General features: G+C 30.6%; 17 protein-coding genes and 1 other RNA gene. 9 read left to right on the top strand and 9 right to left on the bottom strand.

Annotation, left to right across the window (positions count from 1 at the left end):
• Both AC0L3M_RS03310 and AC0L3M_RS03305 read left to right on the top strand, forming a co-directional pair.
• Positions 1–333: a hypothetical protein gene (locus tag AC0L3M_RS03310; RefSeq protein ID WP_292945971.1), complete on the top strand. Its 333-nt coding sequence runs from the start codon at positions 1–3 to the stop codon at positions 331–333.
• Positions 333–980 (top strand): alpha/beta hydrolase, encoded by a 648-nt coding sequence (locus tag AC0L3M_RS03305; protein ID WP_473431823.1) that lies wholly within the window; start codon positions 333–335, stop codon positions 978–980. The genes AC0L3M_RS03310 and AC0L3M_RS03305 overlap by 1 nt, the downstream gene beginning before the upstream one ends.
• Positions 981–1,056: 76 nt before the next feature.
• On the opposite strand, the gene AC0L3M_RS03300 is transcribed toward AC0L3M_RS03305, so the two are convergent.
• Positions 1,057–1,554 (bottom strand): hydrolase, encoded by a 498-nt coding sequence (locus tag AC0L3M_RS03300; RefSeq protein ID WP_473431822.1) that lies wholly within the window; start codon positions 1,552–1,554, stop codon positions 1,057–1,059.
• A gap of 14 nt (positions 1,555–1,568) precedes the next feature.
• The gene (locus AC0L3M_RS03295; RefSeq protein WP_473431821.1) at positions 1,569–2,330 is read right to left on the bottom strand and encodes an MBL fold metallo-hydrolase; all 762 of its coding nucleotides are present in this window, start codon (positions 2,328–2,330) and stop codon (positions 1,569–1,571) included.
• Between the two features lie 93 nt (positions 2,331–2,423).
• Between AC0L3M_RS03295 and AC0L3M_RS03290 the strand changes: the two genes are divergently transcribed.
• A complete protein-coding gene (locus AC0L3M_RS03290) occupies positions 2,424–3,878 on the top strand; it encodes a TonB-dependent receptor (protein WP_145001572.1) in 1,455 nt (484 codons plus the stop codon).
• A gap of 178 nt (positions 3,879–4,056) precedes the next feature.
• Here the strand turns inward: AC0L3M_RS03290 and AC0L3M_RS03285 are convergent, their stop codons facing one another.
• Genes AC0L3M_RS03285 through AC0L3M_RS03260 form a run of 6 tightly spaced genes read right to left on the bottom strand, consistent with a single transcriptional unit; the run spans position 4,057 to position 9,228 of the window.
• Positions 4,057–4,605, bottom strand: coding sequence for a 1-acyl-sn-glycerol-3-phosphate acyltransferase (locus AC0L3M_RS03285; protein WP_473431820.1), 549 nt, complete (start codon positions 4,603–4,605; stop codon positions 4,057–4,059).
• A gap of 1 nt (position 4,606) precedes the next feature.
• A complete protein-coding gene (locus AC0L3M_RS03280) occupies positions 4,607–5,689 on the bottom strand; it encodes an iron-containing alcohol dehydrogenase family protein (protein ID WP_145001570.1) in 1,083 nt (360 codons plus the stop codon).
• A gap of 28 nt (positions 5,690–5,717) precedes the next feature.
• On the bottom strand, positions 5,718–6,335 hold the full coding sequence (locus AC0L3M_RS03275; protein WP_473431819.1) for a CatA-like O-acetyltransferase: 618 nt from the start codon (positions 6,333–6,335) through the stop codon (positions 5,718–5,720).
• Positions 6,336–6,338: 3 nt separating this feature from the next.
• Positions 6,339–7,043, bottom strand: coding sequence for an HAD family hydrolase (locus tag AC0L3M_RS03270; RefSeq protein ID WP_292945993.1), 705 nt, complete (start codon positions 7,041–7,043; stop codon positions 6,339–6,341).
• Entirely contained in the window at positions 7,034–7,762 is a 729-nt protein-coding gene (gene kdsB, locus AC0L3M_RS03265; RefSeq protein WP_473431818.1) for a 3-deoxy-manno-octulosonate cytidylyltransferase, read from the bottom strand. The genes AC0L3M_RS03270 and kdsB overlap by 10 nt, the downstream gene beginning before the upstream one ends.
• A gap of 35 nt (positions 7,763–7,797) precedes the next feature.
• Positions 7,798–9,228 carry an ATP-dependent DNA helicase gene (locus AC0L3M_RS03260; RefSeq protein ID WP_145001566.1) on the bottom strand — a complete coding sequence of 477 codons (1,431 nt, stop codon included), beginning with the start codon at positions 9,226–9,228 and terminating at the stop codon, positions 7,798–7,800.
• Positions 9,229–9,348: 120 nt separating this feature from the next.
• Here AC0L3M_RS03260 and AC0L3M_RS03255 point away from each other — a divergent pair, with 120 nt between their 5' ends.
• From AC0L3M_RS03255 to rsmD, 3 genes are read left to right on the top strand one after another with little or no spacing between them, the layout of a single operon-like run.
• On the top strand, positions 9,349–10,089 hold the full coding sequence (locus AC0L3M_RS03255; protein WP_261375307.1) for a hypothetical protein: 741 nt from the start codon (positions 9,349–9,351) through the stop codon (positions 10,087–10,089).
• Positions 10,073–10,894, top strand: coding sequence for a DUF3822 family protein (locus tag AC0L3M_RS03250; protein ID WP_292946004.1), 822 nt, complete (start codon positions 10,073–10,075; stop codon positions 10,892–10,894). Before AC0L3M_RS03255 ends, AC0L3M_RS03250 begins: the two co-directional genes overlap by 17 nt.
• Positions 10,894–11,451, top strand: coding sequence for a 16S rRNA (guanine(966)-N(2))-methyltransferase RsmD (gene rsmD / locus AC0L3M_RS03245; RefSeq protein ID WP_145001564.1), 558 nt, complete (start codon positions 10,894–10,896; stop codon positions 11,449–11,451). Before AC0L3M_RS03250 ends, rsmD begins: the two co-directional genes overlap by 1 nt.
• 35 nt (positions 11,452–11,486) lie before the next feature.
• Here the strand turns inward: rsmD and rnpB are convergent.
• Positions 11,487–11,794, bottom strand: an RNA gene (gene rnpB / locus AC0L3M_RS03240) — RNase P RNA component class A.
• A 159-nt stretch (positions 11,795–11,953) separates the two neighbouring features.
• On the opposite strand from rnpB, the gene dnaX reads away from it, so the two are divergent.
• The 3 genes from dnaX to AC0L3M_RS03225 are packed head-to-tail and all read left to right on the top strand — an operon-like array spanning position 11,954 to position 14,816.
• The gene (gene dnaX, locus AC0L3M_RS03235) at positions 11,954–13,681 is read left to right on the top strand and encodes a DNA polymerase III subunit gamma/tau (protein ID WP_473431817.1); all 1,728 of its coding nucleotides are present in this window, start codon (positions 11,954–11,956) and stop codon (positions 13,679–13,681) included.
• Between the two features lie 2 nt (positions 13,682–13,683).
• On the top strand, positions 13,684–14,220 hold the full coding sequence (locus AC0L3M_RS03230) for a hypothetical protein (protein ID WP_473431816.1): 537 nt from the start codon (positions 13,684–13,686) through the stop codon (positions 14,218–14,220).
• A gap of 14 nt (positions 14,221–14,234) precedes the next feature.
• A complete protein-coding gene (locus AC0L3M_RS03225; RefSeq protein ID WP_473431815.1) occupies positions 14,235–14,816 on the top strand; it encodes a MiaE family protein in 582 nt (193 codons plus the stop codon).
• Positions 14,817–14,871 lie beyond the last annotated feature (55 nt).

The following is a 14,871-nucleotide window of genomic DNA, read 5'->3' as shown; positions in this document are numbered from 1 at the left end:
ATGAACCAACAAACTATTGAAGAAGGTAAATCATTAGCTGTAATTAGCTACCTAACCATAATTGGTAGCGTCATAGCAATAATAATGAATGGCGAAAAGAAAAACGACTTTACAAGTTTTCATAACAGACAAGGTTTAGGCTTATGTCTTTTATGGATGATTATTGGCTATTTTGTTAGTCAATTTGATAATATGCAAATCTCAATTGCTTTTTGGGTAAGCATGGGAGCACTTTTATTTTTAGGAGTAATGACTGCTATTAATGGAACAATGAAACCTATTCCTTTTGTTGGACCAATTTTTCAAAAACTATTTAAAGGACTTGGTAACTAATGGAAAACTTTAACCTACATCACATAACTAGACCATCGTCTTTAAAAGACAAAGCTCCACTACTAATCCTATTTCATGGCTATGGTAGTGACGAAAATGACTTATTTAGTTTTGCTGCAGAATTACCAGAAGAGCTTTTTATAATATCTGTGAGAGCGCCTTATCCAATGCAACCTTATGGTAATGCTTGGTATGCAATTAATTTTGATGCAGATCAGGGAAAATGGAGTGATAATGAGCAAGCAAAACAATCTAGAGATTTAATAGCTAATTTTATAGATCAGGCTACAGCTAATTATCCAGTAGATAAAAATAATGTATCCTTACTTGGATTTAGTCAAGGCTGTATTTTAAGCTATGCTGTTGCCTTAACCTATCCAGAAAAAGTAAACAATATTGTAGCTTTAAGTGGATATATAAATGAAGATATATTTGAAGTTAAAGACGCTTCTGCCTATAAACATTTAAACTTCTATTGTTCTCATGGTACTGTTGATCAAGTAATTCCTGTGGATTGGGCTAGAAAAGCACCTAAATTTTTATCGGCTTTAAACATCAAAAACCAATTTAACGAGTTTCCTGTTGGACATGGTGTAGCACCTCAAAATTTTTACGAGTTTAAAGATTGGTTGCAACACTTAATATAAAATTTTATCAAAAAATAAAAAGCCCAAATTAAACTTATAATTTAATTTGGGCTTTTCTGTTTAAACAACTTACTTTCTATCTAGTATAAAGTAAATAGTCCAAAACTTCAAATTCTATTTTTTTATCTGTTGTTACAAAGTACTTAATTAGTATTTCTCCCCAATAACTACCATCAGAAAAATCTGCAATAATCCATCTATGATTTAGCATTTTAATAGTATTAAACTGCATTTTTCTTCCTTCAGAAGCTGCAAAGGGTATTAAAGGATGGTCACCTTCAGCTTCATTTAATTTATATAATTCGTTTTTGATATAAGGAATCATAACATCGCTATCCAATTTTTTATTATAAAAATAATCTTTAGCTTCTTGACTATATCTTAAATCAAATAATGTCAAATCAGATAATTCTTCGTTTTGAAGATTTAAAGAGTCTTGTAGTATAACTGATCTCTCCTTAAGTTTTTCCATTCGTTTTGCACTGTCATCCAATATTTTTTTAGAATTAACATATTGAAACACCACAATTAGTGATGTAAAAATAAACAGGTACATAAAGATTTTGTTCTTCATTTTATATAAATAGTTTAAATAGTGATTTCTAGTTTATCGTAAGCCAAAAACACATTGTCTGGCAGCTTTTGTTGTACTTCGTCATGAAATCCTAATAAATGACTAATATGTGTTAAATAGGCCTTTTTAGGTTTGATGATGTTAATAATTTCCAGCGCTTGTTCTAAATTTAAATGTGAAATATGTTCTTTCTCTCTTAACGCATTTATTACCAAAACATCCAAATTTTTAAGTTTATCTAATTCGGAACTAGAAATGGTTTTAATATCTGTTAGATAAGCAAACTTGTCAAATCTAAAACCAAAAACCTGCAATGTATAATGTAAGCCATCAATAGGGATTATTGGCAAATTGTTAATCGTAAAAGGTTTATTTGTAATGGTATTGACTGCTACAGTTGGTGCACCTGGATATCTGTTTGTTGTTGCAAAAACATATTCAAACCTTATTTTAAGTTGCTCAATTACACGCTTATGCGCATAAATAGGCAATTCGCCTTGTCTAAAACAAAATGGTCTTATATCATCTAAACCAGCGGTATGGTCTGCATGTTCATGCGTAAATAAAAGGGCATCAATTTTTTCCGGATTAGCATGTAACATTTGCTGTCTAAAATCAGGACCACAATCTATTACAAACGTACTATCCTCCCATTCTATCATAACAGAAACGCGTAAACGTTTGTCTTTAGGATTTTTACTTAAACATACAGGATGTGTGCTTCCAATTACTGGAATTCCTTGTGATGTTCCTGTGCCTAAAAATGTTATTTTCACTTGATGATTATTTCTCACAAAAATAAGTTATTTTTTTTGTTTGATATAGTTATTTGGTACCTTTGTAAAACTTAACATCATAGGGATTTTTATATGGAAATTAGGCTAAAAGGAGATAAAGAATTTGAAAATATTCCCTCTTTAAAAGATAAAGCACTTCGTATTAATTTAAACGAAAATATTTACGGTACGTTTGCCGAAATAGGTGCAGGACAAGAAACTGTACGCCACTTTTTTAGAGCTGGAGGTGCCTCTGGGACTATTGCAAAAGCTATGTCTGCTTACGACAAAGATTTTAGTGATGCTATTTACGGAATTGAAAACGACAGACGTTATGTTACCGAAGCGCGTTTACGTAAAATGGTCTCTCATGAAATAAAACTTATTGAAGAGCGTATTGATCGTGAAAAAAATCCAAATAAGATGTTTTTCAGTTTTGCAAATACTGTGGCTACAATTGATTTTGCAAAAAAATACAAAGGTCATGGATGGGTTGGAATTAAATACCAAATAGATCCAGCTGAAGAAGAGTATAATGAGATTGTATTACACCTTCGATTTAAAGAAAATGATGCAAGATTGCAACAAGAGACTTTAGGTATTTTAGGTACAAACCTTATATATGGTGCTTTTTACAAGTACAATGAACCTAGAAAATTATTGCGTTATTTATATGACCATTTAGATAAAGACCAAATAGAAATTGATACTATTAATTTTTCTGGTCCTGTATTTAAAGATGTAGATAACCGTTTAATGAGTTTACAACTAGTTAAAAACGGAATGACAGATGCTGTCATGTTTGCTCCTGACGGAAATAACGTGTTACCTGCTAGAGTCCTTTACAAGAAAAATATATTAGCGTTACGTGGTAGTTTTAGACCAGTAACCAAAGTAAACATTGACATGTACGAAAAGTCATTGGATATGTTTATCAAAGAAAATAAAGTAGATGAGGATAATACTCAAGTAATTTTTGAAATTACTTTATCTAATCTAAGAGCTGAAGGCGAGATTGATGAGCAAGATTTTATGGATCGTGCTAGACTTTTATGTTCTTTAGGTCATACAGTGTTAATTTCTAACTTCCAGGAATATTATAAGTTAGTAGAATACTTCTCTCAATACTCTAAGAGTAGAATGGGATTAGCTATGGGAGTTAATAACTTAGTAGATATATTTGACGAGAAATATTACAGACATTTAAGTGGTGGTATATTAGAAGCTTTTGGAAAATTATTTTTCAAAGATCTACGCGTATACCTTTATCCAATGCGTGATGAGGATGGCTCATTAACAACAAGTGATAACTTAAAAGTACATCCTAGAATGAAAGAATTATACAAATTCTTTAAATATAATGGTAAGGTTGTAGATATTACAGATTATGATCCTAACACTTTAAATGTATTTTCTAGAACAGTATTAAAAATGATTTGTGATGGTGAAGAAGGTTGGCAAAGTATGCTACCTGAAGGGGTTTCTAAATTAATTATGCAACAAAGCTTATTTGGTTGCGAAATTGAAGAAATTCAAAATAAAAACTAATTACTATAATTTTAAATAAATAAAAGCGACTTTAATTACTTATTAAAGTCGCTTTTGTTTGTAGTGGTCAATGTTTCTTTTTAGGGACTTATAGTTTACTTTATGTTTCATTTTAGACTACATACTAATAAAATCAAATGTCGTACCAAAAATTAATTTTTTGAAAAAAAGATTACAACTATATATTTTTTTCAATCTTACCTTTTACATCTTTAAAAAAAGATTTCATAAATTTAAAATCCGCTTCCATATTATCTGTAGGATAAAAAGGCTCTGAAACACTATTTTGCTTATTACCAAAATCTAACGTAAACATAATAATGGGCACATTAGCTTGTTTAGCGATGTAGTAAAATCCAGTACGCCATTCGTCAACCTTACTTCTAGTGCCTTCTGGTGCTAATGTTAATCTAAATTCTTCTTTGTTTTCAAACAATTTAGCTATAGTTTGTACTTTATTCTCTTTATTTTTTCTGTCCACTGGTACACCTCCAACTGCTCTAAAATAGTAACCAAATGGCCAAGTAAATAATTCTTGTTTACCTATAAAGTTAGTTTTGACCTGTGTCACTTTTCTTAATAAAATTCCGATAATAAAATCAAAATTACTAGTATGAGGAGCAGATATAATAACCGCTTTTTTAATAATATCTTTTGAAAAGTTAATATTACCAACAACCTTCCATCCCATTATCTTAAAATATATAAGTTTAGCTAACCAGTGCATATTACATTTTTTGATATAACGCTTTTAGCGTATCATGAGTAATAGTTTTTTTCCAGTTTTTACCAATTGCATTTTCCCAAAGTGGCTCTAAACTTAAAGCTACATTAATCATAACATCAAAGTCCTTATCTGATAAATCGGCACAAATACCTTGAGGTAAAACTATATTATGTTTGGCTTTCATTTTTTTAAATTCAGCAACACCTTCAGGATAATACGCTTCTAAATGATCAAAAACAATACAATTACCAATACCATGTTTAACACCTAGTAAATAACCTAAACCATAACTCATTGCATGTGCTACACCTACTTGAGAATAAGCAATGCTCATGCCTCCATGCCAACTAGCCATCATTAATTTATCTTGAGACTCTTGCTCTGATAAATCATCACTTAAAAATATTTCTTGACATAACTCTAAAGCTTTTTCTCCGTAAGATTGGCTAAAAGCATTTAGATATGTTCCACTTAGCGATTCTATGCAATGTACGTAACAATCCATACCTGTATAAAACCATTGATCTTTAGGAACATCTTTAGTTAATTCTGGATCTAAAAGCACTTGATCAAATGGAGTAAAGTCACTATTAATACCCAATTTACGTTCTGGTCCTGTTAAAATAGTTGTTCTAGAAACTTCTGCTCCTGTACCTGATATTGTAGGTATACCTACGTGAAATACAGCTGAATTTTTAACTAAATCCCAACCTTGATAATCTTTACTTTCACCATCATTATTTAACATAATGGCAACTGCTTTTGCAATATCTAATATAGAACCTCCACCAATACCTATGATACCAGATGGTCGTTCTTTAAAGTTTAAAATAATATCCTCCACATATTGATCAACCTGCTCTGTCTTTGGTTCTTCCAATGTTGAAACATAAACCACTTTGTCTAAATATGACAAAGGTATTCTGGAGGTTAACCACGCATCTCCTTTAAAAATATCGTCTACAAAAAATATAAATGGCGCACTAGTATTTAACCGCTTAGGCTCTATAATATCGCTTAATTGATTAAAACTACCTCGTCCAAATATAACTTTGGACACCATTGGAAAATTTTTATAACTCATTGACTTGTCGTCTTAGTTTGTAAATTTATTACTTATTTAAGTTTTTCTGAAACATTTCTGAAAATAATGCTAAATGATATCCATCAACTAAGGCATGATTTACATTAATAGCAACATTCATTATTAACTTATTATCTTGCTTTACAGCTTTACTAAATGCTAGTTTAGGCACTGAGTCCATTTCACCTGAAACAGGCTCTTTATGACCTGAAAAATTAAGCCAAGGTATTGCTGAACAGTGTACGCAATTTAAACCATTAACTGGAGGAAAAAGAGATGGACTGTTTTCGATTCTATCTACTTCTTTAGATAAGTTTGTTAAAAACCCATCTAAATCTTCGGTAAAATTTATAAATGAAAATCCAAAAGTTTTATCACTTCGCATAATTGTTGCAGATGCATGTATCGTATCATACACTTGAATAGTATCCTTCACTACTCTATATTTTAAATTGTCTACAGCATTTATAGCTTGCATACAAGCATGAAGATAAACGCCAAAAAAACTGACGTTATTATCTTTTGCATACTGGTAAGCGTTACCTACTTCAAAAGGTATAGTGACTCCAAAATAGGGATCTTTTAACTTTGAAAAGTGTTGAAAATGTTCTTTTCTGTTCCAAGTATTTATATCTAAAGTCTTCACTAATTATTGTAATAGTTTTGGTAAGTCTAATAGACTTTTAATTGTTTTATATTGCTTTGACTGATTAACATTTACGTCCACCTGCTCATGCAACCATGTGGTATGAAACGGTACATGAATAGCGCTTGCTTTAATATTAATTAAAGGTAGTATGTCCGATTTTAAAGAATTACCTATCATTAAAAACTCTGAAGGTTTTATATCTAAATGGTTTAATAGTTTGGAGTAGTTTGCTTCTTTTTTATCACTTAATACTTCAATGTGGTGAAAATAATCTAACAAACCTGACTTTTCAAGTTTACGTTCTTGATCCAGTAAATCGCCTTTTGTAGCGACTATTAATTTATACTTTTTGGAAAGCTGTTGTAATACTTGCTCAACACCTTCTAAAAGCTCTACTTCTTTATTAATCATTGTTTTACCAATGTCTAAAATACTAGATATGGTTTGATTTGAGACTGTGTTATTGGATAACTCCAAAGCCATTTCGACCATTGATAACACAAAGCCTTTAACTCCATAGCCATAGACTGGAAGATTTTTCATCTCCATTTTAAATAGCTCTTGGTCTATTTTATTAGCAGTTTCAAATGGGCTTAGTAATTTAGCAAACTCCAACTCTGCATCTCTAAAATAGGTTTCGTTAATCCACAAAGTATCATCAGCATCAAAACCAATGACCTTTATTTGACTGTAATCTATTTCCATAGTTTTTTTGCTCTTTCTAAATCTTCTGGAGTATCAATCTCTACACCTTGCACATTAGTTTCGACCATTTTAATACGTTTTCCGTATTCTAAATATCTAATACATTCAATTTTCTCTGAAGCTTCAAGGCTTAACATTGGTAAATTATAAAAATCTAATATGGCTTGTTTTCTAAAAGCATATACGCCTTTATGTTTGTAATAGTTAACAGATACAGTCTCATCCCTTGGATAAGGTATTGGACTTCTAGAAAAGTATAATGCAAAATTATTTTGATCCACAATTACTTTTACTGTATTTGGGTTTTTAATTTCGTCCCAATCGGTAATGTGTACCATTAATGATGCTAAATCAACTTGCTGTTCTTTGTCTTCTTTAAAAACTTGAATTAATTTTTTAAGCGATTCAACTTCAGTAAAAGGCTCGTCGCCTTGCACATTAATAACAATATCAATATCTAAATCCGCTACAGCTTCTGCAATGCGATCACTACCACACTCGTGCTCTTTTTTACTCATCATTACATGACCACCAATTTTAGAAATTTCGTCAAAAATGATATCACTATCAGTCACTACGATAACATCATCAAATAAATTTGTGTTTACTGTAGCTTCATAGGTACGCGTAATTACAGGTTTTCCGTTTAAATCTTTCATTAATTTACCAGGAAAACGTGTCGCACTATATCGTGCAGGAATCATTGCTATTATTTTCATCTAAGAATTAAATTGGAGTATAAAAATATAATAATTTAATGGTCTTCTTCAAAAAAATCGTCTTTAAAACCTATTAAATACAATTTTTCTTTTGCTCTGGTAATTGCTGTATACAACCATCTTAAATAATCTTTGTCTATTCCGTTAGGCAAATAGGGTTGTTCTACAAAAACGGTATTCCATTGTCCACCTTGCGATTTATGGCATGTAATGGCATAAGAGAATTTAACTTGAAGTGCGTTAAAGTACTTGTTGCCTTTAATTTTCATAAATTTTTTATAGTTACTACTTTCATCTTCATAGTCTTTTTGGACTTCTTGATACAATCTATTAGAGTCTTCATAGGGTAAAGATGGTGTTTCTGCTTCTATGGTATCTAACATCAAAACGGTTTCAAAAGGTATCATTTTAGGATAATCCACCATTCTAACTTTTACTTCTGCAAATCTAAAGCCATACAATTCTTTTATGCTAAAAATTTCAAGCACTTCAATAATATCACCATTTGCAATAAATCCTGCCTCAGAGGTTGGTTTTATCCAAAAATAATTATTCTTAACTGCCATTAAAAAATCTCCTGCAGACAACTCGTTTTCACTAAATAAAATACGACTGCGTATTTGTTGATTGTACAAATTAGCACGCTTGTTGCTTCTAACTATTATACTAGTTTCTTCGTACCCTAGATTACTATAGGAGTCATTTATAGCATCCATAATTTCATATCCATCTACCAACCTAACAATATCTTTAAACGACTTTAAGTTAAATTTAAAACTATCGTAAAAACTTCCTGCAATGGTCTCTCTTAATAACGTAGCGTTTTCTAATATTCCCGAATCCTCGCCTTGTCGCACTACTTCATCTAGTTCCATTTTGGTAACTGACTTATTATAGTTTAAGCTCAACGTGTTTTCATCTAACGCTGGACTTAAATCTAATTTTACAGGTGGTAATTGGGCTGTATCACCAATAAGTAACAATTTACACCTATGTCCTTGATAAACATACTGCATTAAATCGTCCAGAAGTGATCCGTTTTCAAAAAGTTTAGAATCGCTAGGCGAATCTGGTATCATTGACGCTTCATCAACAATAAAAATGGTGTCTTTATGCTTATTTGGTTGTAAAACAAATTTTACGCCACCACCTTTTTCCTTTTTAGGAAAATATATTTTTTTATGGATGGTAAACGCTTCTTTTTTGGAATAATTAGAGATAACTTTTGCTGCACGACCTGTTGGAGCCATTAACACAGCACTTTTTTTTGCTTGCCATAAATTGGCTACAATCGTACCAATAATGGTGGTTTTACCTGTACCTGCGTATCCTTTTAGCAAAAACACGCCATTTTCTCTTTCATTTAAAATAAACTCAGAAAGTTGTAAAAGTAAAATATCTTGTTTTGACGTCGGATTAAACGGAAAATGCTGTTTTATAAGGGAATAAAATTGCGAACTGGTCATTAAATAGTGTGGATTGAAAACTTTTTATCAAATATATAAATCATTTTTACCAACAATGGTTTTTACGAATAAAAAAATTGTAGATTTGTCACAGACCTTAATTAAATTTAATAAATCACTATGAAATTAGCACTTATTATAATTGGAGCAATCCTATTAACCATTTTAATTGTTTGGCTTATTGATAAATTTGTTCCAACAAAAGCAAAACCTTTTATTACTATTGCGCTTTGGGGCCTTATTATCTTTTTAGGATATTTAACTTTTAACTCTGTTTATGGTGAGATAAAATTTAATCAATTAAAAGAAAAAAGATATGCTTCAGCTATTAACCGTTTAATTGATATTAGAGATTCTCAATTAGCACACAGAACTGTAACTGGTAAGTTTACTAAAAGTTACGACTCTTTAATTAAATTTATCGAAAATGGTAAATTTACTATTATAGAAAGAAGAGACTCAAGTGTTGTTGATGAAGAAAGAACTAAAGCTTATGGTGGTGTGACGTCTTATAAAGATATTGTTATCACTGATACAATTGGATTTGAATCTGTTAAAGAAAGATTATTTAAAGGATCAGACAGATATAAACAAATGATGAATGTTCCTGTAGGTAAAGATGGTACTAAGTTTACTATGGATGCTGGAGAAATTGAAGATGAAAATGGTAATAAAATTCCTGTTTTTGAAGCATTTGTTAAAAAAGACGATATTCTTTTTGATCAAGATAAAAATTTAGTTCTTAAAGAAAACCAAGTAATATCTGTTGAAGGTGTTAATGGTGATGCTTTACGTGTAGGATCTATGAGTTCTGCTAAAACAATTGGAAACTGGCCTAAAACTTATGGCTCAAACGAATAAGGAATATAATCATTTAACCAACCTAGAACTGTCCATTCAAATTAGTTTGAGTGGACTTTCTTTTTGTGTTTTAAACCCAGATACTAAAACCATTATCGAGTTAAAATCTCAGGTCTTTAGTATAAAAAAAACACCAACAGAACTTCTAGACGCAGTAATACACCTTTTTAATACGGAAGAAATTTTAAATCAAAACTTTTCCTCAATTAACATAATACATGTTAATGATTGGTCCACCTTAGTACCAAAAGCACTGTTTAAAGAAGATTATTTAGCAGATTATTTAAAATTTAATACCAAGATTTTAAAAACTGACTTTATTACTTTTGACGAGATTATTACCAATGAAAGCGTTAATATTTATGTTCCGTTTACTAATATAAACAACTATATTTTTGATAAATATGGTAGTTTTACATACAAACACTTCTCTACTATACTAATAGAACAATTATTAGTTAAAGAAAAGCATTCTAGCGTGACTAAAGTTTACGTTAATATAGATACTAATAACTTTGAAATAATAGCTATTAAAGAAGGTGGATTACTACTTTATAACACCTTTGAATATCATACAAAAGAAGATTACATTTATTATCTTTTATTTACTTTAGAACAATTACAGCTTAATCCAGAAACACTACAACTAGTTTTACTAGGATTAATTAATAAAGAAGATGATTTATATAACATCACTTATAAATACATCCGAAACGTATCTTTTGGAAATAGAATGGATACCTATAATTTTACAAAGACACCAACAACAAATTACTCTTATTTCACCTTACTAAAAAGCTTATAATGCGCATTGTATCAGGACAATTTAAAGGACGAAGAATTACAGCACCTAAAAAGCTACCTGTAAGGCCTACAACAGATATGGCTAAGGAAGCTTTGTTTAATATACTTAACAATCAATTTTACTTTGATGATGTTTCTGTATTAGACTTATTTGCAGGAACAGGTAACATAAGTTACGAGTTTGCTTCTAGAGGTACACAAGAAATTTTGTGTGTAGACCAAGATTATGGCTGTATAAAATTTATTAATGAAACTGCTGAAAGTTTTGAAATGGATATCCAAACCATAAAAAGTGATGTTTTTAAGTTTTTAGAAAAAACAAAACAGCAACATACAATCATTTTTGCAGATCCACCATACGACTTTACAGAAGAAGCCTTTTCTAAAATACCAGAGCTTGTATTTGAAAATAACCTTTTAGAGTCTGAAGGATTATTAATAATAGAACATTCCAAGCACACAGACTTATCAAACTTAAAGCAGTTTGTACGTTCCAAAAGTTATGGCGGAAATGTATTTAGCTTTTTTGAGAATGAAGCGTCAGACGAAGAAGAATAAACAAAAAAACCATCTATAATAGATGGTTTTTTTTATAAATAAGTAAATCTATAAGCCGGATTTTGTACTCCCTAAAGAGCCCTTATCATTTATCTGAGCTTGCTGTTACCAACACGCTTTAGCTACCTACCCTCTAACAATCGCGCGTGCACGCTCAAACGTTAGTATACATGGTATTGCACCTCATAGAGTTTACCTGGTTTCACTACAGCATGACCTGTACATACTTTCTGTTGCACTTTTCCTCACCTCTCGATGGATGGCTGTTAGCCACTATGATTACACTATGGTGTCCGGACTTTCCTCTTTAAAATTAATTTAAAGCGATAAGGCGATTTACTGCTGCAAAATTACAACAAACTAAACATTTTTAAAGCTAGAAACTTTAAATAGTTTTAACCATTACCTGTATTTTAAATTTGTTGATAACTATAAATAAAATCAAGGCTAAGACTTCCTAATTAACCTGCTATTTTTTAAATTTGTTGTTCAATAATTAGTCATGGAGCATTTTGTAGTATCAGCAAGAAAATACAGACCACAAACCTTTAAGGATGTTGTAGGTCAAACTGCTATTACTAATACTTTACTTAATGCTATTGAAAATAATCATTTAGCACAAGCGCTACTTTTTACAGGACCAAGAGGTGTTGGAAAAACAAGTTGTGCACGTATTTTGGCTAAAATGATTAATAGTGATGGTAACGAAACAGGTGAAGAAGACTATGCGTTTAATATTTTTGAATTAGATGCTGCTTCAAACAACTCGGTAGACGATATAAGAAACTTAACAGACCAAGTTAGGATTCCGCCACAAGTTGGAAAATATAAAGTCTATATTATTGACGAGGTCCACATGTTATCTCAAGCTGCTTTTAATGCTTTTTTAAAAACATTAGAAGAGCCACCAAAACATTGTATTTTTATTTTAGCAACTACAGAAAAACATAAAATTATACCAACGATACTATCGCGTTGTCAAATTTTTGATTTCAAACGTATAACTGTTAAGGATGCTAAAAATTATTTAAAATACATCGCTGAAGAGCAAGGTATAAATGCTGAAGATGATGCTTTACATATTATCGCTCAAAAAGCGGATGGAGCTATGCGTGATGCTTTATCTATTTTTGATAGAGTTGTAAGTTTTTCTGGTAAAGACCTGACACGACAATCGGTTACAGAAAATTTAAATGTTTTAGACTACGAAACCTATTTTGAAAGTACAGATTACATTTTAGAAAACAAAATTCCAGAACTTTTAATCCAATTTAATAAAACGTTGGCAAAAGGTTTTGATGGACATCATTATATAGCAGGTTTAGCCTCTCATTTTAGAGATTTACTAGTTTGCAAAAATCCATCAACTATTGAGTTACTTGAAGTTGGAGATGATACTAAAAATAAATATTTAGAGCAATCTAAAAAAGCAGAACAAGACTTTTTAATAAAAGGTATTAATCTAGCTAATGACTGCGATTTAAAATATAAAAGCAGTAAAAACCAACGACTGTTAGTTGAACTAACACTAATGCAACTTGCCTCTATCACTTTTGATGGAGAAAAAAATAGCAGTCGGTTCATAATACCACCTTCATACTTTAAAAAAATAGGAATTAAACCTATTAAGGTTGTAAAACCGGTTCATGTTGAAAACACATCTGTATCTCAACAAAACAATACAAAAGTTAATCCTGAATTACAAAAGCAAGCAGAACCAACCAAACCTAAAATTGTCTTGGAAAATGGTATTGCTTCTAGTAAAAAAAGAACTTCAGGTTTATCCTTAAAAAGTATTAGAGCTAAAAAAGAACATCAAATAAAACAATTAGATGTTGTTGTTGATGAGGAAAATTTACCAAGAGAACCTTTTAATCAAGATGAATTAACTGAAGTTTGGAATGCTTTTGTACATCAAATAGAAAAAGAAGGTAAATTTAATTTAGCCTCTATCCTATCTATTGATAAACCAACGTTGGCAGAAGATGGATTTTCAATTAAATTGACGTTTCCAAACGCTACAAATAAAGTTGAAGTCGAAAGACAATCCTTTGACTTGATGTCCTATTTAAGAAAAAACTTAAAAAACTACGACATTGCTTTAGATATAAACGTTAATGAAGAGTTAGATACTAAATACGCTTATACACCTATTGAAAAATATGAAAAGCTTAAAGAAAAAAACCCTAACTTAGAGCTGCTACGTAAAACCTTTGACTTAGATGTTTAATCATGAATAAATTAGCAGTAATATTACTTGTTGTAATTGTCGCCTTTTTAAGTTGTGATGGACGTGATCGTGTTAAAAAATCCAAGACACAATTACTTACTGAAAGTAACATGCTACAATCCTATAAGACACAAGCAACCTTTTTTCCGGAAGCGTATACAGAATCTACCACTGATACTATTTTAAGTAATGGCTATAGGGTTAAAATTAAAAATTATACAGATATGAATCATTCTGTTTTAGGTTATACCTCAGAAAACGTCATAAAGTCTAAATACTATTTCAGAGAAGTAATTTCAGAAATTGAAGTTTTTAAAAACGATAAAATTATTTTCAAAAATAATATTAATGAACAATTTTTATTAGAAAATAGTATGAACTACGTTAATACTGAAATTTATGTTGACCAATTAAAATCTTTACAAACTAACACTTTACATTTAATTGCTTCACAATGCATACCAAACACTAAAGATTGTAATACTTACAGCATAGCAATTAATACACTTGGCGATTATACCATAGAAAGAAAGAGTTAACAACTAACAAAATTATGCTAGGACTAAAATTACCAACCGATCCAAGATGGGTAAATATTGTAGAAAAAAACATTGAAGACATTTTAACGGATCATGCCTATTGCGAACAAAAAGCAACTAGTACTGCTATCTCATTAATTGTTAGTTTTCCGGAATATACAGAATTAGTACAAGAAATGGTAGCCTTAGTTAAAGAAGAGATTAGCCATTTTAAAATGGTTCATGATTTAATACTTAAAAACGGATGGGTTTTAGGTCGTGACCGCAAAGATGACTATGTTTTACAACTGATAACCTTTTTTCCTAAAGGAGGAAGTAGAACAACACAATTAGTCCACAGGTTACTTTATGCTGCTTTAATCGAAGCTAGAAGTTGTGAACGCTTTAGATTGTTATCTGAAGAATTGGAAGATAAAACTTTAGCAGAATTTTACCGAAAATTAATGGTCAGTGAAGCTAATCATTACACCATGTTTTTAGGTTTTGCAAGACAATATGGCGACCGTAAAGAAGTCGATAAAAAGTGGAATGATTTACTTGAGTTTGAAGCTGAAATAATGGTTAATCTAAGTAAAAAAGAAACTATTCATGGTTAACATGATTAATTAAAAGCTATAAAAAAAAGCCAATTCTAATAGAATTGGCTTTTTT

This window comes from Olleya sp. KJ81-1 (assembly GCF_055808135.1).
This window is presented reverse-complemented; position numbering and strand designations above follow the sequence as displayed.

What these genes read in the sequence shown, in the direction of transcription:
- AC0L3M_RS03310 (WP_292945971.1), top strand. Translation starts at nt 1, where the DNA reads ATGAACCAACAAACTATTGAAGAAGGTAAATCATTAGCTGTAATTAGC.
- AC0L3M_RS03305 (WP_473431823.1), top strand. Translation starts at nt 333, where the DNA reads ATGGAAAACTTTAACCTACATCACATAACTAGACCATCGTCTTTAAAA.
- AC0L3M_RS03300 (WP_473431822.1), bottom strand. Translation starts at nt 1,554, where the DNA reads ATGAAGAACAAAATCTTTATGTACCTGTTTATTTTTACATCACTAATT.
- AC0L3M_RS03290 (WP_145001572.1), top strand. Translation starts at nt 2,424, where the DNA reads ATGGAAATTAGGCTAAAAGGAGATAAAGAATTTGAAAATATTCCCTCT.
- AC0L3M_RS03285 (WP_473431820.1), bottom strand. Translation starts at nt 4,605, where the DNA reads ATGCACTGGTTAGCTAAACTTATATATTTTAAGATAATGGGATGGAAG.
- AC0L3M_RS03280 (WP_145001570.1), bottom strand. Translation starts at nt 5,689, where the DNA reads ATGAGTTATAAAAATTTTCCAATGGTGTCCAAAGTTATATTTGGACGA.
- AC0L3M_RS03270 (WP_292945993.1), bottom strand. Translation starts at nt 7,043, where the DNA reads ATGGAAATAGATTACAGTCAAATAAAGGTCATTGGTTTTGATGCTGAT.
- kdsB (WP_473431818.1), bottom strand. Translation starts at nt 7,762, where the DNA reads ATGAAAATAATAGCAATGATTCCTGCACGATATAGTGCGACACGTTTT.
- AC0L3M_RS03260 (WP_145001566.1), bottom strand. Translation starts at nt 9,228, where the DNA reads ATGACCAGTTCGCAATTTTATTCCCTTATAAAACAGCATTTTCCGTTT.
- AC0L3M_RS03255 (WP_261375307.1), top strand. Translation starts at nt 9,349, where the DNA reads ATGAAATTAGCACTTATTATAATTGGAGCAATCCTATTAACCATTTTA.
- AC0L3M_RS03250 (WP_292946004.1), top strand. Translation starts at nt 10,073, where the DNA reads ATGGCTCAAACGAATAAGGAATATAATCATTTAACCAACCTAGAACTG.
- rsmD (WP_145001564.1), top strand. Translation starts at nt 10,894, where the DNA reads ATGCGCATTGTATCAGGACAATTTAAAGGACGAAGAATTACAGCACCT.
- dnaX (WP_473431817.1), top strand. Translation starts at nt 11,954, where the DNA reads ATGGAGCATTTTGTAGTATCAGCAAGAAAATACAGACCACAAACCTTT.
- AC0L3M_RS03230 (WP_473431816.1), top strand. Translation starts at nt 13,684, where the DNA reads ATGAATAAATTAGCAGTAATATTACTTGTTGTAATTGTCGCCTTTTTA.
- AC0L3M_RS03225 (WP_473431815.1), top strand. Translation starts at nt 14,235, where the DNA reads ATGCTAGGACTAAAATTACCAACCGATCCAAGATGGGTAAATATTGTA.